The organism is Actinosynnema sp. NPDC002837 (genome assembly GCF_040295345.1).
Taxonomy (GTDB): Bacteria; Actinomycetota; Actinomycetes; order Mycobacteriales; family Pseudonocardiaceae; genus Actinosynnema.
Genome location: NZ_JBEOVG010000012.1, coordinates 47,552 through 67,616 on the forward strand (window position 1 = coordinate 47,552; position 20,065 = coordinate 67,616).

General features: G+C 66.6%; 15 protein-coding genes and 4 pseudogenes. 8 read left to right on the forward strand and 11 right to left on the reverse strand.

Annotated features, from left to right (window positions below):
- The first annotated feature begins 27 nt into the window (after window positions 1-27).
- Entirely contained in the window at window positions 28-3,957 is a 3,930-nt protein-coding gene (locus ABTZ99_RS11625) for an nSTAND1 domain-containing NTPase (protein WP_499610621.1), read from the forward strand.
- A gap of 343 nt (window positions 3,958-4,300) precedes the next feature.
- On the opposite strand, the gene ABTZ99_RS11630 is transcribed toward ABTZ99_RS11625, so the two are convergent.
- Complete coding sequence (locus tag ABTZ99_RS11630; protein ID WP_499610624.1) at window positions 4,301-5,371, reverse strand: integrase core domain-containing protein; 1,071 nt, start codon at window positions 5,369-5,371, stop codon at window positions 4,301-4,303.
- Between the two features lie 80 nt (window positions 5,372-5,451).
- Here ABTZ99_RS11630 and ABTZ99_RS11635 point away from each other — a divergent pair.
- A pseudogene (locus ABTZ99_RS11635) lies at window positions 5,452-5,532 on the forward strand (IclR family transcriptional regulator); the annotation flags it as partial.
- Between the two features lie 68 nt (window positions 5,533-5,600).
- Here ABTZ99_RS11635 and ABTZ99_RS11640 read toward each other — a convergent pair.
- Complete coding sequence (locus ABTZ99_RS11640; RefSeq protein WP_499610627.1) at window positions 5,601-6,218, reverse strand: hypothetical protein; 618 nt, start codon at window positions 6,216-6,218, stop codon at window positions 5,601-5,603.
- Window positions 6,215-6,877, reverse strand: a complete 663-nt coding sequence (locus ABTZ99_RS11645) for a class I SAM-dependent methyltransferase (RefSeq protein ID WP_499610629.1) — start codon at window positions 6,875-6,877, stop codon at window positions 6,215-6,217. Before ABTZ99_RS11645 ends, ABTZ99_RS11640 begins: the two co-directional genes overlap by 4 nt.
- Window positions 6,878-7,392: 515 nt before the next feature.
- On the opposite strand from ABTZ99_RS11645, the gene ABTZ99_RS11650 reads away from it, so the two are divergent.
- The 5 genes from ABTZ99_RS11650 (at window position 7,393) to ABTZ99_RS11670 (ending at window position 11,649) form a co-directional block, all read left to right on the forward strand.
- A complete protein-coding gene (locus ABTZ99_RS11650; protein ID WP_499610632.1) occupies window positions 7,393-7,599 on the forward strand; it encodes a hypothetical protein in 207 nt (68 codons plus the stop codon).
- A 103-nt stretch (window positions 7,600-7,702) separates the two neighbouring features.
- Complete coding sequence (locus ABTZ99_RS11655; RefSeq protein ID WP_499610634.1) at window positions 7,703-10,594, forward strand: NACHT domain-containing protein; 2,892 nt, start codon at window positions 7,703-7,705, stop codon at window positions 10,592-10,594.
- A 110-nt stretch (window positions 10,595-10,704) separates the two neighbouring features.
- Window positions 10,705-10,848, forward strand: coding sequence for a hypothetical protein (locus tag ABTZ99_RS11660; protein ID WP_499610636.1), 144 nt, complete (start codon window positions 10,705-10,707; stop codon window positions 10,846-10,848).
- 96 nt (window positions 10,849-10,944) lie between these two features.
- Window positions 10,945-11,340, forward strand: a complete 396-nt coding sequence (locus ABTZ99_RS11665) for a DUF6247 family protein (protein WP_499610638.1) — start codon at window positions 10,945-10,947, stop codon at window positions 11,338-11,340.
- A gap of 33 nt (window positions 11,341-11,373) precedes the next feature.
- On the forward strand, window positions 11,374-11,649 hold the full coding sequence (locus ABTZ99_RS11670) for a hypothetical protein (RefSeq protein WP_499610641.1): 276 nt from the start codon (window positions 11,374-11,376) through the stop codon (window positions 11,647-11,649).
- Between the two features lie 264 nt (window positions 11,650-11,913).
- Here ABTZ99_RS11670 and ABTZ99_RS11675 read toward each other — a convergent pair whose 3' ends face one another.
- Both ABTZ99_RS11675 and ABTZ99_RS11680 read right to left on the reverse strand, forming a co-directional pair.
- Window positions 11,914-12,183, reverse strand: a complete 270-nt coding sequence (locus ABTZ99_RS11675) for a hypothetical protein (protein WP_499610643.1) — start codon at window positions 12,181-12,183, stop codon at window positions 11,914-11,916.
- Between the two features lie 604 nt (window positions 12,184-12,787).
- A pseudogene (locus ABTZ99_RS11680) lies at window positions 12,788-13,174 on the reverse strand (sigma-70 family RNA polymerase sigma factor); the annotation flags it as partial.
- Window positions 13,175-13,281: 107 nt separating this feature from the next.
- Here ABTZ99_RS11680 and ABTZ99_RS11685 point away from each other — a divergent pair.
- Window positions 13,282-14,432, forward strand: a pseudogene (locus ABTZ99_RS11685) (IS3 family transposase).
- Window positions 14,433-14,744: 312 nt separating this feature from the next.
- Here ABTZ99_RS11685 and ABTZ99_RS11690 read toward each other — a convergent pair.
- From ABTZ99_RS11690 to ABTZ99_RS11715, 6 genes and pseudogenes are all read right to left on the reverse strand, one after another.
- Entirely contained in the window at window positions 14,745-14,930 is a 186-nt protein-coding gene (locus ABTZ99_RS11690; RefSeq protein WP_499610646.1) for a PspC domain-containing protein, read from the reverse strand.
- Window positions 14,931-15,024: 94 nt separating this feature from the next.
- Window positions 15,025-15,927 (reverse strand): KPN_02809 family neutral zinc metallopeptidase, encoded by a 903-nt coding sequence (gene ypfJ, locus ABTZ99_RS11695; RefSeq protein WP_499610648.1) that lies wholly within the window; start codon window positions 15,925-15,927, stop codon window positions 15,025-15,027.
- Between the two features lie 278 nt (window positions 15,928-16,205).
- Window positions 16,206-16,474: pseudogene (locus ABTZ99_RS11700) on the reverse strand (GlsB/YeaQ/YmgE family stress response membrane protein).
- Window positions 16,475-16,528: 54 nt separating this feature from the next.
- On the reverse strand, window positions 16,529-17,551 hold the full coding sequence (locus tag ABTZ99_RS11705; protein WP_499610650.1) for a sporulation protein: 1,023 nt from the start codon (window positions 17,549-17,551) through the stop codon (window positions 16,529-16,531).
- A complete protein-coding gene (locus ABTZ99_RS11710) occupies window positions 17,551-18,594 on the reverse strand; it encodes a hemolysin family protein (protein WP_499610653.1) in 1,044 nt (347 codons plus the stop codon). The genes ABTZ99_RS11705 and ABTZ99_RS11710 overlap by 1 nt, the downstream gene beginning before the upstream one ends.
- Window positions 18,595-18,623: 29 nt before the next feature.
- Entirely contained in the window at window positions 18,624-19,949 is a 1,326-nt protein-coding gene (locus tag ABTZ99_RS11715) for a hemolysin family protein (protein ID WP_499610655.1), read from the reverse strand.
- Window positions 19,950-20,065: the final 116 nt, after the last annotated feature.

Here is a 20,065-nt window from a genome sequence, read left to right on the forward strand (position 1 = left end):
GTGACCAGGTGTTCATCAGGGAGAGTCATGCCACGAGCCGAACGACCACTGGACCCGGACGGGGGTCCGTTAACGGCGTTCGCCGCAGCTCTGCGGGCTTTGCGTCAGGAGGCGGGTGGGTCGACCTATCGCGAACTGGCCCGCCGGACGGGTTATTCCACGACGACGCTCTCCGACGCAGCGTCCGGTCGGGCGTTGCCGAGTCTGGCGGTGACGTTGGCCTACGTCCGGGTCTGCGACGGAGATGTGGAGGAGTGGCAGCGGCGCTGGCATGAACTGGCCGCGAACCAAGCCGCCGTCGAAGCCGTAACGCCGAACGTCGCCGAAACGGCGGTGGACGACGATGGACCGGCCCCGTACTTCGGCCTGTCCGCTTTCGGTCCAGAGGACGGCGACTGGTTCTTCGGTCGGGAACGGCTCACCGACGACCTGGCGACGCGGGTCGCGAACCGACGTTTCCTAGCGGTGTTCGGCGCGTCAGGAGTGGGTAAGTCCTCCCTGCTCCGGGCAGGGCTCCTGCCACGTCTGTCATCCGGAGGAGGCCACGTACTGCTGTTGACCCCCGGCATGCATCCGATGGATGCGATCGCCACCGGTCTCGCCTCACTCCTGGGCATCCCCTCGGATGAGGTTCTCGCCGATTTGCGCGCCGGCCGCCGGGGTCTGAACGAGATCGCGACGCGCGCGTTGCAAGACACGTCCCCCTCGGCCGACCTGATCATCGTAGTGGACCAGTTCGAGGAGGTCTTCACGCTGTGCAGCGACCAGGATGAACGCGACACCTTCATTACGACTCTGACCTACGCAGCCTGTTCCCAGGACAGTCGTGTTCGGGTCGTGCTGGGTATCAGGGCGGACTTCCTCGCCCACTGCAGTGTGCACGGCGCGTTGGTCGAGGCGATGAGAGATGCCCAGTTCACCGTCGGCCCGATGACCGTCGAGGAGTTACGTCGGGCGATCACCCATCCGGCCAATCGTGCCCAGTGCGCGGTGGAGAGCAGCCTGCTGACCCACCTGGTCTCCCATACCCACTCCCGTGCAGGTGCGCTACCCCTGCTGTCGCACGCGCTGAGAGAGACGTGGCGACGTCGCAAGGGCAACACCCTCACGCTGGCCGGTTTCCACGCCACCGGTGGTATCCAGGGCGCACTGTCGACAACCGCCGAGGCGCTGTACGCCGACCTGGACGACGCGGGCCGACGCCTGGCGCGTGACCTGTTCACCCGGCTCACCGCCCTCGGCGACGGGCACGAGGACACCAAGAGACGGGTCACGATCACCGAGCTGGATGCGGGCCCCGAGCTCGACGTCCTGCTGGACCGCTTCGCGCGCGCCCGGCTGATCACCCTCGACCACGACACCGTCGAGTTCAGCCACGAGATTCTGGTCAACGCCTGGCCGCGGCTGCGCACCTGGCTGGACGACGACCGCGACGCACTGCGTCTGCACCACGCGCTTAGCGAGGCAGCGCGGCAGTGGGAGGAGTTGGACAACGATCCCGGCGCGCTCTACCGCGGCGCCCGCCTGACCGCAGCCCAGGAGTGGGCCACGTCCGGCAACCGCGTGCTCACCAGGGCCGAGTCCTCGTTCCTCGACGCCAGCACCGCGGCCGAACGACACCTGGTCCGTGCGGCTCGACGCAGGACACGTCGTCTCCGGCAGTTCGTCGCGCTCCTGTCGACGCTGCTGCTCCTCACCGCGACCGCACTCGTCTACGCGGTACGCGCCCAGCGCACGGCCACCGAGCAGCGCAACATCGCCCTGGTTCACAAGGCACTCGTCGATGCCGAGGCCATCCGCGACTCCGATCCCGCGCTCTCCCTCCAGCTGACCCTGGCTGCACACCGGCTCGCTCCCATACCCGAGAGCCGCAACGCCCTGTTCGGCGCTTTCACCAAGCCTGTCGAGGCTCGGGTGGCCGCTGCGGGAGTCGCGGCGACAGCCACGGGGGACTTGCTGGCGAGCATTCGCCCCGAATCGGACGGAACGATCGAGCTGTGGGACGTTTCCGACCCCGCCCATGTGACCAAGACGGCGAGTCTGCCCAAGCCGGACCACCCTGAGAACCGGTTGGACGGAATGGGTCCACGAACGGTGGAGTTCAGCCCGGACGGCCGAACACTGGCCGCGAGCGGCTCTACCGGATTGGTGTACCTCTGGGATGTCACCGACCCGAGGAAGCCGACACTTGCGGTTGTGGTGAACACGCTCGTCGTCGTCGGCACCTCACCGGTAGCCAGGAGCGTCGCGTTCGATTCGACCTCCCGGCTGCTGGCGGTGAACCACGGGTGGAGCTCCGACCTTGAAGCAACGGTATCGCTCTGGGACCTCTCGCGTCTCGACACCCCCGTCCCCGTCGGATCAGTTCAGGTTCCCCGCCGCAGTCAACTCGAACCTTTGATCGAAGTAGTAGATGTCGAGTTCGCGATGAGCACCGACCGCAAAGTAGTCCTGGTGACAGGCGGCGGCCACGACCTGCACCTGTGGGACGTGGCCGAACCCCGACAACCCGTCGAGTTGAAGGACTGGCGGGTCGAAGACAAGATCACCGCTGTTGCGTTCAGCCCGGACGGCCGCGCACTGGCGACGGCGACCGACTCCGCGCGAACCCTCCAGCTCACCGACATCGGCCCCGATGCGGAATTCCAACTTCGCGCCACGACGACTGGCCACACCGGGACGATCGAGGCGATCGCATTCTCCCCGGACGGTCAGACCCTCGCCACGGCCGGAGCCGACAAGACCGTACGCCTCGTCGACCTGTCCGATCCTGACCACCCGCAGGACGCGTTCACCTTCGACGGCCACACCGACACCATCACCGAGCTCGCCTTCGCCCGAAGTGGGGACGCCCTCGTCAGCGGCTCCAGCGACAATACCGCCCGCCTGGTCGACCTCGTCGGTACCCCGACCTCCGGCCACCGGGTGCAGGCGCGATCGATCGCGTCAGGAGGTGATGGCAAGACAGTCCGGACGGTTGTCGAACTGGTCAACGGAAGTATCGAGGTCTTCGTGGGAAAACCGCATAGGCGCATGCACAGGGTCTCGAAGCTGGGGCCTGTGGGCACCGGCCAGCAGGTCACTCTGAGCCCGGATGGAAAACTGCTCGGTGTCGTCACGGATGACCTGGAGGAAAACGCGGAGATCTGGGACATCACGAGTCGTCCGGAGTTGGCTTTCCGTGGATTTTCCACGTTGATAGGATTCAGTTCGGACAATAAGTATGTCGTCACCTATGGTGGGCCTGACAGTCGTCTGGAAATAAGAGAAAGGGGCAGTTTCCGGGTGGTCGGGCGTGACGTTACACCTCGACAGGACTTCACTCTCGGGCCTGGTCGTCGAGTGATCCTCGACAACTCGTTGCGCCGCATCGTCCTGCTCGACTCATATGGAATAGATGTGTTTTCCTTGGATTACTCGGTGGAAAACCCGAAGGTTGCGCAATTAGCCCTGGTTCCACCCTTCACGACGTCTTCGTCCTTCGGGAGGGGGAAGCCTGTCGGAACGTTCGACGGCCGGGGAAACCTGATAACCGTAGACGGGACGGATTCGGCACACATATGGCCGATCGGTGATGAGTACGAGCAGTTGGAACCAGCCGATGCGATCAAACTCGGAAGTCTCGTGGCCGCAGCGGTGGCCGTGGACGAGGGGACGCAACGAGTCCTCGTAGGCGGAGAGGACGGCACGCTCCAACTGTGGAATGCAGAGAATCTGCGCGCGCCGGTGGAGGTGGCCGCGTTCCGGGCCCACGATGGCACGATCAACGACATCGCGTTCACTCCCGACCGCCGCGGTGCGGTGACCGTCGGCAACGACTACACGATCAGGTTCTGGGACCTCGACCTGGACAGCATCGCCGACCGGATCTGCCGGCTCGCCCACCCGCGGCTGACCGCCCAGGATTGGGACGTCCACTTCCCCGGCGTACCTTTCGACGCTCCCTGTCCGGGTTGATGGCGCTCTGCGAAATGGCGCGCTTACCGAATCACGACCGCTGCGAAGATCGACTCCGGGATGGACGGAGCCGGGAGGCGTGTGCGCTGGGTCGCACCGCCTCGACCGGCTCCGTCGCCGCCGGACGGTAACCCCCGCTCCGTTCCGGCTCTCAAAGGGTGCGCTTATGACCTTGGGTGAACCTTGGACCCTATTTGAACCGAAAGTGTTCGGTTGCCTACATGAAGGCGTAGCGGACGTGCGGTGCCTGGAAGTAGCCGCGGACGATGTGCGGCTGGCGTCGGCGGCGATGCAGGAATCGGCTGTGGGGTGTCAAAAGTGGGCCACGTGCTCTGACCTGCGATTAGGCTGCTGTGGGTTCGTACTCGTTGATCAGGCCGCTGAGGACTGGTCGGCGACGTATCGAGGTGTAGCCCGGCTCTGCGATCGGCAGGTCTGGTCGCGGTGGTACGAGTTGTAGGGCTTGGTGTGGGCGGCGGTGGTTGTAGTGGGCCGCGTAGCGGTCCAGCACCGTCCGTAGGTGGTGTTCGTTGATGATAAGCAGTCGGTCGGTGGCTTCGCGTCTGACGGTGCCGACGAACCGTTCGGCGTAAGCGTTGGCTTGCGGGCACCGTGGTGGGATCTTGACGACCTGGATGCCTGCATCGGAGAAGACGGCGTCGAACGATACGGTGAACTGTCCGGCCCGGTCTCGGATCACGAACCGGAAGTCGTCGGCCCGGTTGCCGAGGTCCATGAGCAGGTTGCGGGCTTGTTGCGTGGTCCAGGGGCCGTCCGGGTTCGTGGTGGTGCCGAGGATGTGCACGTAACGCGTGGCGACCTCCATTACGAAGAACACGTAGACGCGCTTGAGGGTGACGGCGCAGTCGACGTGGAAGAAGTCGCAGGCCAACAGGCTGGCTGCCTGGGCGCGCAGGAATCTGCGCCATGACATGTCGGTGTCACGCTGAGGCGCGGGCGGTACCCGCAGGCGCTTGAGCACACGGCGAACCGTTGACGCGGCTACCCGGTGGCCGAGTTTGAGCAGCTCGCCCTGGATCCGGCGGTAGCCCCAGCCGGGGTTCTCCCGCGCCATTCGCTCGATCAACGCCACGACGGCGTCGTCGACCGGTGGGCGGCCGGTGCGGTGGGGGTAGGTCCACTTCTTCGCGACCAGGCGTCGGTGCCAGCGTAGGAGGGTGCCCGGTGTCACCAACCGGTGTTCCAGTAACCAGCCGGGCAGGCGTCGCACCAACGCGGCGAGCACCGCACGATCGGCCCAGTCCAACCGCGGGCGAGGGTTGGTTCGGCGCAGCACGGCGACCTCGTGCCGTAGTACCAGCAACCCCACGTCCTTGGCCGCTGAGGACCGGCCGAGCAGAACCAGCCAGTCACCGAGTCGGACGAAGATCAGGTACAGCAGTCGTAACGCCACACCCCACGATCATGCCCTGGAGGTCCAGCACGCGCGATCGTCGCAGGTCAGCATCCCAGTGCAGAGTTCTGACACCCCACAGGGTGGGTGGCCGGTTCGCCCTGCACGTGACCGGCGTGGGCCTGGTCCTGCTCGCCCACGCGCCGGTCGAGGTGCAGGAGGCGGCGCGGGGCATCTCGCGTGCGTTGCGCACGGCCCGCGGTCATCCCACCGGGGCTCCCTGATCAGTTCACGCCGTGGCGCGATCACCGACCTCGTCGCGGAAGTCCAAGCGCGCCAAACCTTCCTTCCACGCGATGCCGATGAGCGCCAGCAGGGCTGCGTATACGACCGCCGGAACGGCGACCCACCCCGAGAGGTGTCGAGCGGCCTTCCACAGCATGAGCACGGCGTAGCCGACGTGGACGACCCCGACGCCGCCGTAGGCGATGAGGATCGCAACACGCTGGTACGCCGCCGCGGTGTGGATGTTGGTGTGCGACTCGGTCGCCGTGGCCCCGACCACGGCGCGCTCCAGGGACGTGTCGACGCTGTCGAGCAGGTGGCGTTCCAGGTGCAGGATGGATCGCGCCCGCACGGCCGCGAGGTTGACCAGCATCGTGTGGAAGGCCGCGACGCAGATCAATGGGAACGGCAGCAGCGAGATGACCCACCCGAGCAAGTCCAGCTTGTCGTAGAAGGCGACCGTTCCGACGAGGTAGGTCACTGCGGCGGCCATCGTCGCGAGGCTGACGTTGAAAGTCGTGGCGCGATCGGCACGATCGGCCTGGTAGATGGTGCTGAGCACTTGGAGGCGATCCGGCAAGGGCTTTATCTCCTGGACTGCGATCAGGGGGAGCGGTTTCACCGCGCGGCGCGGGACGACGCGGAAGCCGTTCTCCGAGCGGTCACCACCATGTGTCCGATCGCCGCGTCGACGTCGTGCTCCACCACTTCCCACCCGGTCCCGCGCAGCACTTCGCGAACACCTGCCGGACGGAAGCGCCTGGACCTGAAGCAGCGCAACTTCTCACCTCGGGACAGGGGTACCCCCAGCGGACGGACGTCCCGGTTCAGTCGCGCGTTCACGACGACCTCGTCGTCGACGAACCGGGACGTGAACGTCACGTCCGAGTCGTCGAGACCGGCCGCCCGCAGCGGTTCCATGATCATGTCGCGGATTGGTTCCGCCGAGTAGTAGACGGGCAGCTCGTCGGTGCCCTCCGGCGGGGCGACGTACAGGCCGAGCACCAGCACATCCCCCTCCCGGCAGCTGTCGAACACGTTCCGCAGCGTGTCGACGGGGTCCTCGACGTTGCCGAGCGTGTTCCCCACCAGGAGCACGAGGGCGGTCCCGGGACCGCGCCACGCCTCGATCCGGTCGGTCGGTCGCCGCTCCATGTCCCAGGTGCCGAAGGCGGCTGCCTCCGGCAGTCGCGGTGCCAGCCGCGACCGGGCCACGTCGACCAGTCGGGCGCTGAAGTCCAGGCCGAGGTAGCGGCTGACGAGGTGCCGCTCGCCGCTCAACCTGTGGGGTGTCAGAAGTCGGCCACGCGGTCTGAACTGCGCTTACGCCGCGCGCCTGTTCGAGTGGGCGCGGCAGTTGCTGTGTCCGGAGCTGTTCGAGCGGGTGGAGCGCAACGCCGACGCGCTGGGCGTAGCTGGTCAGGTGCGCGCCAACGCTCTGGTGGTGTTGTCGAAGATGGTCCTGCACACCGGACGCGACCTGGACCGGCTCACCGCCGAGGACTTCTTCGCGTACCGTGCCTGGACCCAGCGCGCCTACGGCGTGGTCAACGATGGCCGCGCCCGGCCCAACCTGGCCTGGGAGCTGCTGGCGGGCATCGCCGATCTGGGCGGGCATGCCACGCTGCGCGACGCCCTGCGCCGAGGCCGCTCTTCCTGCGCAGCTGGTCGACCCCTACCAGCTGCGTCGCGCCCGCAGGCGAGCCGTGCGGTGATGACCCGTACTACACGTGGACGATGCGACTGTCGAAGGACCAAGCCGTTGAGGGGCGCCTGCGGTCCAGGCGAGGGACCTGATGAAGGCGTCCCGGACGTCGCTCAAGCCGGTCATGGTCGCTGTGGATGTGCTCGATGTCGACGATGTGGTGGCGGAGGAGCTGCTGGGCCGATTCCTCGAGGCCAGCTACCTGGAGATCACCGACCGCGCGACGCGGACGGCGACAACTGGTGCTTCACCACCGTGCGGCAACGCATTGGGCGGCGGCGAGCTTCGGGTCGCGTGACCGGTTGCCACAAGCCTGCTGAAAGTCACAGAACCGACACGAAGCACGGCCAGCCAGCGTCGGGTTAGTGGCCGCTCGAACTGGAACGGGGCACTATAGGACCGTGGATTACGACTTGTCGCGACTCGGCGGCCGAGAGTTCGAGCATCTGTCGCAAGCTCTTGCGATCCGTGTGCTCGGTCCCGGTGTGACGGTGTTCGGCAGCGGCCCAGACGGAGGTCGCGAGGCCACGTTTGACGGCCTTGTCGATTACCCCGGCCCGTCTCCGACAGGTACTTGGAGGGGATTTGGTGTCGTACAGGCGAAGTTCAGAGAGCGGCTGACCGACACTACCGAGGACAACCGATGGATAGTGAGGGAGATCAAGAAAGAGCTCGAAAAGTGGAAAAATCCGTCATCTAACAGGTCGAAGAGTCGGGTTCCGGACTATGTTATCTTCACAACCAACGTCTGGCTCTCGAGTGTGCCCGAGTCTGGGGGGATCGACGCTGTTAACACTCTGATCGGGTCGTTCGCCGACGCACTCGGTCTGCAGGGCTGGGCCGTTTGGGGCGGAGATCAAATCTGTCGCTATCTGGATAACTTCACCGATATTCGGCACGCGTTCGGCGGCTTCATCACACCTGGCGATGTGTTGGAGCGTCTGCATCATTTGTTGTCCGAGGAGGTCGTTGAGGTTGGCGTGGCGGCCGGCCGGCACGCATCCTCCGAGCTCTTTGCGAGCCAGTGGGTTCGTCTTAACCAAGCTGGGAGCCCGGAAAACGAGAAGCTCAAGCTATCCGAAATCGGTGTGGACCTGCCTGGAGTGACCGCGAGCCGTGACGATGTGCTAGTGGTACGTGACGCGATTAGTCGAGGCGACTCGATTATGCGTCCGAGTGCTCGCCGGGGCACGATTTCGCATCTGGCGTTGGTCGGAGGCCCTGGACAAGGGAAATCGACTTTAACTCAGTTGCTAGCCCAGGCGTATCGCGCAGCCTTGCTTGCGGACCGTCCACCACATCGCCTTGGCCCGTCAGGGCCAGTGCTTGGCGCTGTGCGCGATCGGCTCCGTGAACTGGGGCTGCCAGAGCCGCGTTGCCGGCGATGGCCGATCGCTATCAACCTCAACGACTACGGCGAAGCTGTCTCGCGCGATCGCGAGCTGACCCTTCTTGGTTTCATTGCTCAGCGAGTGAGCAAACGACTGGATCATTATGTCGGCCCACACCACATGCGTTCGTGGCTTGGATCGTGGCCGTGGCTGTTGATCCTGGACGGACTTGATGAGGTCGCTGCTCCAAGTGCTCGAGATGCCGTCGAGCAGCGCACCAACGAGTTTCTCATCGCTGCTGCGGACGTCGATGCCGATCTGTTCGTCGTTGGGACGACTAGACCTCAGGGCTACAACGATGAGTTCTCCGTGCATCAGTTCGAGCACGTGACCCTCCGCGCTTTGGAGGTCACGGAGGCTATCGAATATGGCCTCCACCTATCTGAAGTCAGGCATCGTGACGACCCCGATCTGGCGGAACAGGTGGCATCGCGTCTGGGCCAAGCGGCGAAGGAGCACATTACCGCGCGGCTTATGCGAACGCCGCTGCAGGTGACGATCATGACGCTCCTGCTCGAACGACAGGCACGCGTCCCCGATAGTCGCTACAGCCTGTTCGAGTCATACTACGACACAATCTACACCCGCGAAGTGTCCAAGGGAGGCCCGACCGCGAGCCTCCTGGAGCAACACCGCAACGACATCAACGCTCTTCATCAACAGGTGGGCCTACTCCTACACGCTCGAAGCGAGCAGAACCCAGACCGCGACTCGCTTGTTTCGCTAGCGGAACTCGACAATCTAACCCGCAGACGGCTGCGCGGAGAGGGGATCGGCGACCTGGAGGCCCAGCGCTTGGCGGCTCAACTAGTGGCTGCGGCGACACACCGCCTCGTGCTACTCGCGCCGATCGCTCAAGATCACGTGGGCTTCGACGTTCGAAGTCTGCAGGAGTTCATGGCAGCTCGTGCCGTCGCCACCGGGCCAGACGATGACGTGCTCCGTCGTATGAAGGCTCTCGCCCCATCTGCGCACTGGCGAAACACGTGGTTGCTAGCGGCTGGACGAATCTTCAGGCACAGCGAGCATCTGCGACATGGCTTGGTCGCCATTCTGGACGAGATCGACACCAGCTCGCCACTGGCGATGATCATCACTCCGGGTAGTCGCCTGGCTCTCGACATGCTCGACGACGACACCGCTGTTCGCGCGCGGGGCATACAGCGCACGATCGTGAAGCGTGCTATGACTCTGATCGACCAACCTCCAAACCAATATACGGAGAATCTGGCGGCCACGCTTCACCCCATGCTCGATCGCGATCCTGAGCTTGAGGAGTTGATCATCCCGATGCTGCGGCGAGCGGTGCATGGAGGGGATTGGTCCCTTCTGTCGGGTGCCATCGTGCTCGCCGAGTTCGCCGATAGAGTCAGTCCTGTTCAGGCGGTCGCCCGCAACTACCTCAGGGCCTTGTTTCGTTCTGCTGACGGCGGCAAAAGGGAGGCGTTGATCCATGTCGCCCTGCAGTTCCCGCATCCATCGCTCAGGCGCTTCGAAAGGGCACCATCGGCAACACGCCTGCCAGATCCACATGCAGCTCTCGAACAGTTGCTACGAACACCGCTGGAAGACCCACGTTGTGAGGCCGCTCGCCGGGACGCCGCAGCCAGGATGAGACAATATGATCCGTCCCGGGAGGACGGCGGCGTGGATGCTCGATCGCTGTGGAACGCATTCGAGGTGACCAGGACCTATGAACTCGTGGCTGAGCATCCTGGCGCGGTCGACGAGACCGGTGAGGCCGAACAGTTCGCGCACAACCTCGCGTTGCTCAGCAATGAGTTGCCTCTTGTCGCGTTCGACGCGGCAGATCAACTACGCGCCTCATTGGTCCAGTTCTACGGCCAACAACAGGTCGCGACGAAACTCGGTAACCTGGTCGTACCCTTGGCGGAGGGCTAGACCGCCCAAACGGCGGGATGGTGCATCGGCACCTGCTATCGCATAGGTGCAGCCCACGCACCGCAGCTCTGAACCCCGTGCTTGTCGGGAATGTCATCCATGCAGGTCAGATGGCTTTCGTGCTGCTCGGTGAACCGGTGTGGCTGTGGCACCTGTCGTCGCGCCTGGCGGTGGTCCACGCCGCAGCCTCCGCCGAGGTGTGCAGTCTGGCTTGGGGCGTGCTGTGCACCGCGCCAGCGCATCAATCGGCATGATGTCCAGCGTGTTGTCTGCGTGGATCTCGGGGGTGCGCGGGCGCGTGGTGGTGTCTTCGATGCCTGTTGGCGGTGGTTGGGGCTACCATCCGGGGTGTGGGTACTCCGGCTGCGCGCTCGTCCCGGTCCGACCGGTCTGTCGGCCGGGTGGTGGATGCGGATGGTCTGGAGTCGGCGCCCGACTGGGTCGGAGATGGCAGGGCGGCTGAGTTGTTCGGCTCGCCGGAGCTGATCCGTGCCGCGTTGCTGCCCGAGCACGCCGACGAGTTCGACGCGGCTTTCGATGCCGCGTTGACCGCGGCCCGGCGGACCCTGCGTCTGGACCAGTTGCGGTCGACCTTGCAGGTGTGGCGGCGGGTCGCGCTGCTCACCCGTGAGGATCCGGACTCGGCCCGTCGACTGGTGGAAGCCACGGTTGAAGTCCGGCGTGCCGGTGCCTCCCGGCCGGGCAGTGTGTCGTGGGACGAGTTGCGGGCCGAGTTGGGTCTGTAGTCGCCACTGGTGAGGTGGCGGTCGACGACGATCATGGCGTATACCCTCGACATCGATCCTGACGCGCAAGAGCAGATCCGGGCACTCCCGTCCGAGGCGCTTGTCGCGCTGGGTGAGGCGTTCGAAGTCCTGACCCTGGTGCCCGAGCGGGGCAGTCCGCTCAACCCGGACAATCCGGATGGTGGGCTGTTCCACCTGACGTTCGGCCAGGGGCGTGGGTTGATCACCTACCTGCTGCTCGCCGTGCACGACCGGGTGGACGTCCTGCTGGTGACTTGGGTGTCGTTCGACCGCGAGCACGGTTCCTGATCCGACTGGTTCTCGGAGCCCCAAGGAAACCCATGGGAGCGGGTCGTGGGAGCAGAATGGGAGCCCTCGGACCCGTTCAACAGCATTGAATCGCATTCAACGGCACCCAATAACTGCATTTTTCCTGCGGTAATTACATCTCCGCTGGTAGAGGCATCGTTCCGGCTTCGTACGCACCGAAGAGATCGTAGGGTGCGGTTGATTGCCGTTCGAGTCGGTTGGGGCGACTTGTGCGACGTCTTGCCGGGGTCGGTTCGGCTGTCATCACCGTGTGCCGGTCCGCTTCCTTGTGAACTGGCTGGTGCCGTCGCGGGAGGGCGCCCGATGATCGAACACCAGCCACGGCTTGATGCACCAGTGCGGCGATCGCTGTGTGATCGGTCCGGTCCGCAGGCGGGGGTTGGTCCGGCGCGCTACGGCGGCCTTATGCCGCAGCGCTGGCAATTGCACATCCTTGGTCGCGGACGATCGGGCGAGCAGAGCCAGCCAGTCGACAAGCCGGACAAAGATCAGGTTCAGCAGTCGTAACGCCACGCTGTAGGGCCATGTCCTACAGCCCGTGATGCACGATCACGCAGCTCAATGCCCCGATGCAGAGTGCTGGTACCCCACAGCCACCGGCCGTTGCGGTGCTGCGACTGGCCGACATCCGACAGCCGCATCGTCCCCACCACCTTCGTCGGCAAGGCCTCAGCCTTCCTCGCCTGCGACGGCCTGGTGTTGTCGACAACCCCGACCGTCCACCTGATCTGCGTGTTCTAACGCGACACGGCCCCTGCGCCACCTGGCCCATGGTGCATGATCACCGCAGCTCAGCAGCCGAGTGCAGAGTTCTGGCACCCACGGGCGGGTGTCTCGTCGTCGATACCGGTCGTCTACCTCTTCCTCGTTCCCTGCCGCTGCCTTCGGCTTCCCTGATCGTTGACGAGGGCGGCCACCAGCGCCGGCACCTGCGCCGATGACGACTTCTCGAGTGCCTTGCAGCCGAGTCGGAACAGCCAGTACTGCCGCAGGACGTGGGTTCCTAGCGCACAGAGACCGAGGACCACGCAGGCGTACCAGGGCATTCCTGCCAGGTACATGGAGGTAGCCAGGGGCGGGAGCACTGCTGCGGTGGCCGCCCCGCTGCTGATCGACATCAGTAGCCCTCGTCCAGTGCCTTGCGGAGCCGTGTCAGCGCGCGGTGTTGGGCCACCCTGACCGCTCCCGGAGTCGACCCCACAGCCTCCGCGGTCTCCTCGGCCGACAGGCCGACCACGACGCGCAGCACGAGGATCTCCCGCTGCTTGTCCGGGAGGACTTGCAGGAGCCTGCCCATGCGCTCGGACAACTCACCCCGGAGTGCCCGCTGCTCGGGACCGATCTCGGCGTCGGGACCGTCCGGGACTTCCGGCACCGATTCGGATCGGTTCCGCGCCGCGGCGCGATGGGCGTCGGCGACCTTGTGCGCCGCGATGCCGTACACGAACGCGAGAAACGGCCGGCCCTGGTCCTTGTACGCGGGCAGTGCCTTGAGTACGGCCAGGCCACTGAGGTTCCCCCGGTAGCCCGGTGGCTTTGATCCTCCCCTCGTTGCACGGAGTCGGGTTACTGGATGATCACTCATCTCAGTAGCCCGGAGGACAACCCACGATGCCCAAGCGGTACCCACCCGAGTTCCGGCGCAAGGTGCTCGACCTGATCGCGTCCGGCCGCCGTGTCGCCCAGGTCGCGGCGGACCTCGACATCAGCGACCAGACGATCTACGCCTGGTGCCGCCAGGAGCTCATCGACACCGGACAGATGCCCGGGACGACCAGCACCGACAACGCCGAGCTGGTCGCGGCGCGTCGGCGGATCGCCGAACTCGAGGCCGAGATCGCCGTCCACCGGCGCGCCGCCGAACTGCTCAAGGAGGGCAGCACCCCAAAAGACGGTACGAGGTGGTCACGGTGATCGCCTCCGAAGGGCGTTCGATCCAACTCGCCTGCCGCGTGCTCGGAGTGTCCGAATCCGGCTTCTACGACTGGCGAGGCCGCGCGCCCTCGCCACGGGCGATCCGTCAGGCCTGGCTCGTCGACCTGATCCGCGAGATCCATGTCGAGTCGTTCCAGGTCTACGGCGCCCCACGAGTGCACGCCGAACTCACCCTCGGCCGCGGGATCACGGTCGGACACAACACCATCGCGCTTCTCATGCGCCGCAACGGAATCAAGGGCCTGCCCAACCGGCGCAGACCACGGCCGAAACACGACACGCCCACCGCGGTGGACCTGGTCGACCGCGTCTTCGCCAGACCTGCGCCGAACCAGCTGTGGGTCACCGACATCACCGAACATCCCACCCGGGAGGGAAAGGTGTACTGCGCGGTCGTGCTCGACGTGCACTCCCGCCGCGTCGTCGGCTGGTCGATCGACTCCAGCCAGACCGCCGCCTTGGCGACGAACGCGCTCGGCATGGCGATCTCGAACCGGTCCCCGCTGTCGGACACGGTGATCCACTCCGACCACGGAGTCCAATTCACATCGTGGACTTTCACCAGGCGTGCCAAGGAATCCGGCCTTCTACCCTCGATGGGTTCGATCGGTGACTGCTACGACAACGCCATGATCGAATCGTTCTGGGGACGCGTGCAGACCGAGCTGCTCGACCGCCGACGATGGCGCACCCGCCTCGAGTTGGCCAACGCCCTGTTCGAGTACGTCGAGATGTTCCACAACCGCCGCCGACGCCACACCGCACTCGGCATGCTCACACCGATCGAGTACGAACTCCGACACGCCAGGATCGCTCCAGTAGCCTGAACTCCAGCAACCCGACTCCGCCAAACGGGGTGAGGATCAAAGCCACCGGGCTACCGGGGGAAGCTCACGGTGAGTTCAGAGGCCCGCGACACACCTCCGAACACGGACGGTGTCCTGTCCTTGGTGCAGCGGCAGGTCCACGTGGTTCCGCGTGTCGCGATCCGGCGCTGGGCCTGGACGTTGCCGACCGGAGGTGTTCGGCCATGCGCCTTCGCGCCCACGACGACAGGAATCCCCGCACGGCTACGGACATCGCGTAGCCGCATTGCAGGTGATTCGTCCGGTATCAGCCACGAGTGTCGTCGGCCGTGGTCAGCGGGAGGGCAGGATGATCCACAGGGCGATGTAGATCAGGAACTGGGGGCCGGGTAGCAGGCAGGACAGGACGAACAGGAGTCGGACCGTTCCGGGCTTCATGCCCCACCGCTGGGCCAGTCCCGCGCAGACGCCGGCGATCCTGCGGTTGTCGCGTGGCCTGCTCAACGTCGAGTTCGTCATGTCGATCGTCTCCGTCGCGGGTTGTGGATCCGCCTGGATCGGCGATACCGCCCCGCACAGTCGGGTGGGAGCGGGTCGGCCGGGGGTGCGGGGTTCAGCCGAGGTTGTCGGTGTCGAAGGTGTTGCAGCGTGCGGGGTCGCCGGTCTGGTAGCCGGTGGTGTACCACTTCTGGCGTTGGGCGGAGGTGCCGTGGCTGAACTTGGTGGTGTCGACGCGTCCGCCGCCGAGTTCGCGTTGGATGTAGTCGTCGCCGATGCGGGCGGCGGCGTCGAGGGCGTTGGCGACGTCCTGTTCGGTGACGCCGGTGATGAGGGGTGTGCCGGAGGCGGTGGGGGTGGCGGTGGCGTGCTGTGCCCAGGCGCCGGCGTAGCAATCGGCCTGCAACTCCAGCCGCACCGAGTCCGACTTCGGGCCTTGGCGGGTCCGCACCCGGTCGGACGTGCCGAGCAGGTTCTGCACGTGGTGTCCGAATTCGTGGGCGAGGATGTAGGCCTCTACGAACGGGCCGCCGGTGGCGCCGAACTTCTGCTGTAGGTCCTGGAAGAAGGTCAGGTCGATGTAGACCTGGGCGTCGGCGGGGCAGTAGAAGGGGCCGACGGCGGAGGTGGCGTTGCCGCAGCGGGTCTGCACGCCGCCGGAGAAGAAGTTGGTCTGCGCCGGTTGGTAGGTGCGCCCGGAGCGGGCGAACTGGTCGGTCCAGAAGGCTTGGATCGAGTTGATGAACGCCACCGCGCGGCAGTCGGCTTCGCGGTTGGCGTCCGCGCCGGTGCGGCACTTGGTCCTGATGGCCTCGGAGCCGACCTGTTGGCCGCGGTTCACGTCGCCGAACCCGGAGCCGGCGGGCAGTTGCGGGGTGCCGCCGATCTGGGAGAGCACCAGGTAGAGGATCAGGCCGACGATGCCGAGCCCGCCGCCGCCCAGGGCGGCCCGGCCGCCGATGCCGCGTTGGTCGGTGACCTGGGAGGTGTCGAGTTCGGCGCCCTCGTTGAACTGCACCCACGTGTCCTTTCGGTGCTGTCGAGCAGGGTTCGGGCGGACGGGGCCCGCCGAGGGGGTGTGTGGCGCGATCGGGTGATCGTGGGCCTGGTGACGCGGTGCGGTGTCCGCTGCGTGTGGTGTGCCCGTCCGGCGGTCGGTCCCACGTCCGGTCCATGTGCGGGCCGATTCTTCGATCCCGGCGTCGGGTGCTCTACGTGTGTGGGCAGCGGGAGACGGGCGGCGCGGCAGGCAGTGGAGGGGGGAGTGGCCGCCTGCCGCGCCGGTCTGGTGGGGTGTCAGACCCGTTTGCGGCCGTACATGCCGGCGGCCAAGGCGACGCCGCCCGCGGCGAGAGCGACCTGGATGACGATCTCGATCCAGTCGATGCCGCGGGTGTCGCCGACGCCGAGGGCGTTGGCGATGAACGTGCCGATGATCGCGGCGACCACACCGATCAGCATGGTCAGCCAGATCGGGATGTTCTGCTTGCCGGGCACGACGAGTCGGCCCAGCGCACCGATGATCAGGCCGCGATCAGTGCACTGATGAGTCCGGAAACGGGCATGTCCACTCCTTGCACGAGGCTCGGGTGAGCCGTACTTGCCCTGTCGGTGTCCGGTTACTCCTCGAAGGCCATGTCCTCACCGCCGCCGTCGTCGCCCTCGAACGCGTCGTCGAGGACCTCGCCGAGGATCATGCCGCCGACCACGCCGGCCGCCGCGCCGGCGACGACGCCGCCCACGCCCGAGCCACGGTGATGCCCGTGATGGTCGTCGTGGTGGCCACCGTGGTGCCCGTAGCCCGGCTGTCCGTAACCGGACTGGCCGCCGAAGGCCGGGTTGCCGTGCTGCGGGTAGCCCGCCGCGTGGCCGCCGCGTTCGGCGATCTGGGCCATCCACTGGTTGATCGCACCGGCCCAGTCGGTGTTCATCGCGTCCTGATGCGACACGTGGAACCGGCCGAACGAGTCGCCACCGGAGGAGAACATGCCGCCGCGCTTGTCGGCTTCCAGCACCACCACGAGCTCGTGCGGGTTGGTGACGAAGGTCAGCTCGACCTGGTTGACCCTGCCCGCGTACTGACCGGGCGGGAAGAACTCGATCTCCTGGTAGAAGCCAAGTTCCTGGTTGACGCCGTGGATGCGACCGGCTTCGACGTCGGCGGAGCGGAACTGGAACCCGAGCTGCCCGAACGCCTCCAGCACCCGGTCCTGCGACGGCAGCGGGCCCACCAGCACGGGGTCCAGGTCGCCCTTGTCCGGGGCGCCGGAGATGACCAGCTCGGTGCGCACGCCCACGGTCATGCCGGGCAGCTGCTGCCCGCCCACGGCCGTGATCGGGGTCTCCCACGGGATCGGGAGCTGGAACGGCACCGTCATCGGCTGACCGGCAGGGACACGGACGCTGTGGGCCACTGTAAGGCGTTGGAACTCCGACACGCCGCCGTACTCGTGGTCGCCGTGCTCGACCTCGACTCGCGTCACGAGCGACAGCACGATCTGGTCGATGTTGGCGTCGTTGCTGCCGCCCTGGATGCGGACCTGGCCGGTGATCACCTGGCCGGGGGTGGCGTGCGGGGTGTCCAGGACGGTGTCGACGGACGGTCCGCCGACGCCGAAGGCGCTGAGCATCCGTTTGAACATCAAGGGTTCCTTCCGAAGGGTGCGGGTGTGAGGGCGGTGCGAAGCGGGGTGTCGGTCTCGTCCTCGAAGTCGCCGATCAGCTCTTCGAGGAGGTCTTCCAGCGCGGCGATGCCGATGACCCGGTTCTCGGCGTCTGCCACCAATGCCAGCTGCGCCCGGTCGGCGCGCATCGCGGTGACCGCGCTCGCGACCGGCATGGCGGCGGGCAGGGTCAGCGCGGGGGCCATCATCTCGCGGGCGGTCCTGCGGCGCCCGGTCGCGGCGGCGCGCACGGCCTCGCGGATGTGAACCAGGCCGACGAAGTGGCCGTGCACGTCCATCACCGGGAAGCGGGAACGTCCAGATTCGCGGCTACGGCGTTCGACCGCTCGTGCGCTGCTGTGCTCGGACACGCTCAGCGCGTCCTCGATCGGCACCATCACCTGAGTCAGGGTGGTGTTCTGCAGTTGCAGCATCCGGGTCAGCAACCGCCGCTGCCCTTCGGGGATCAGACCGTGCTCGGCGGACTGACGCACCAGCATCCGCAGGTCCTCGGGCCGGTGCGCCTGCGCCAGCTCGTCCTGCGGCTGCACCTTCATCGCCCGCAACAACGCGTTGGTCACGCCGTTGAGTCCGCTGAGGATCCACCGCACGGAGTGCGCGAACGCGCGGAACGGCAACGCGAGCAACCGCGCGGAGCGTTCGGGATGGCTGATCGCCCAGGACTTCGGCGCCATCTCGCCCACGACCATGTGCAGGAACACCACCAGCACCAGACTGAAGGCGAACGCGATGCCGTAGGACACCCCCGAAGGCAGACCGGTCGCGAGAAGCAGCGGGTCGACCAGATCGGCCACCGCAGGCTTGGCCAACGCGCCCAACGCCAGTGTGCACAGCGTGATGCCCAACTGCGCCCCGGCCAGCATCAGCGACAGCTCGCGGATACCGGCGACGGCCGCGCGCGCGGCGCGGCTGGTCTCGGCGTCCTGTTCCAGGCGGTGCCGCTTGGCGGCGATGAGCGCGAACTCGGCGGCGACGAAGAACGCGTTGGCGACCAGCAGCACCAGGGAGATCAGCAACGACCAGGTGGTGCTCATCGGGCGGCCTCCCGGTCGGCTGTACGGGCGTCGGCGCGGGTGGCGAGCAGCACGCTGCCGGGCACGTTGCGCCTGACAGCGGTGACCCGCAGGGACACCCCGTCCAACTCGATCTCGTCATCCACCCGGGCGGTGCGGCCCAGCCGGCTGAGCACCAGGCCGGACACCGTGTCGTAGCTGTCGTGCTCGGGCAACTCCACACCGGTGACGTCGGCGATCTCGTCCACCCGCATCCGACCGGGCACCCGCCACACCCCCGCGCCCAGCGGCTCGATGACGTCCTCGACCACGTCGTCCTCGTCGTGGATCTCCCCGACCAACTCCTCGGCCAGGTCCTCCAGCGACACCACGCCCGCGAAGCCGCCGAACTCGTCCACCACGCACGCCAACTGCCGCCGCTCGGCCCGCAGCCGCTCCAGCACCGCGGGCAGCGGCAGCGAGGCGGGCACGACCAGAGCGGGGGAGGCGATTTCGCCGATCAGGGCGTCCACGCGCCGGTCGGGGTCCACGGTCAGTACTTCGGCCAACCCGACGACGCCGCGCAGGTCGTCCAGGTCGTCGCCGAAGACGGGAAAGCGGGAGTGGCCGGTGTCCAGCAGCTCCACCACCCGCACGACGGGCTCGTCGGCGCGCACGGTGTGCACCATCACGCGCGGGGTCATGGCCTGCTCGGCGACCAACTCCCGGAAGCCCAGGCCGCGATCCAGCAACCGGGACAACTCGGCGTCCAGATGGCCCCCGGCGTGTGCGTCGGTGACGATCTGGCGCAGGTCCTCCGGCGTGGCGCCCTGCGGCAGCTCCTCCACCGGTTCGATCCCGACCGCGCGCAGCAGCCGGTTGGCCGTCGCGTCGAACAGCCGGATCACCGGACCGGCCACCTTCAGGTAGGCCAGGGTGGAGGCGCTCAGCGCCTTGGCCAGCGGCTCCGGGCGGGCGATGGCGAAGTTCTTGGGCAACAGCTCGCCCAGCACCATCTGCACCACCGTGGCGAACACCAACGCCACCACCATCGACAGCGACACCGCCACGGCCGTGGACAGACCGGTCAACCCGAGCAGGTCGGCCAACCCGGTACCCAGCAGCGGTTCGGCGACGTAGCCGGCGAGCAGCGCGGTCACGGTGATGCCGAACTGGGCGCCCGACAGCATGAACGACAGCTTCTGCGTCACCAGGTAGGCCCGCTCGGCGGCTTTGTCGCCGTCCTCGGCCATCTGCCGCAACTGGCCCCGGTCCACCGCCATGTAGGCGAACTCCTGGGCCACGAAATATCCCGTGGCCACGGTGAGGGCCACGATCGCGAGCAAGCCGGTGAAGATCAACACGGCGCACCCGCCACGCGCGGGGAAACTATGATCAGCCGGGTCGTCGCACCCGGCCGACTACTACAAGGCTCTGTGTCGGCACCATCAGGCATGCTTCACACTAGCACGCGGCACTG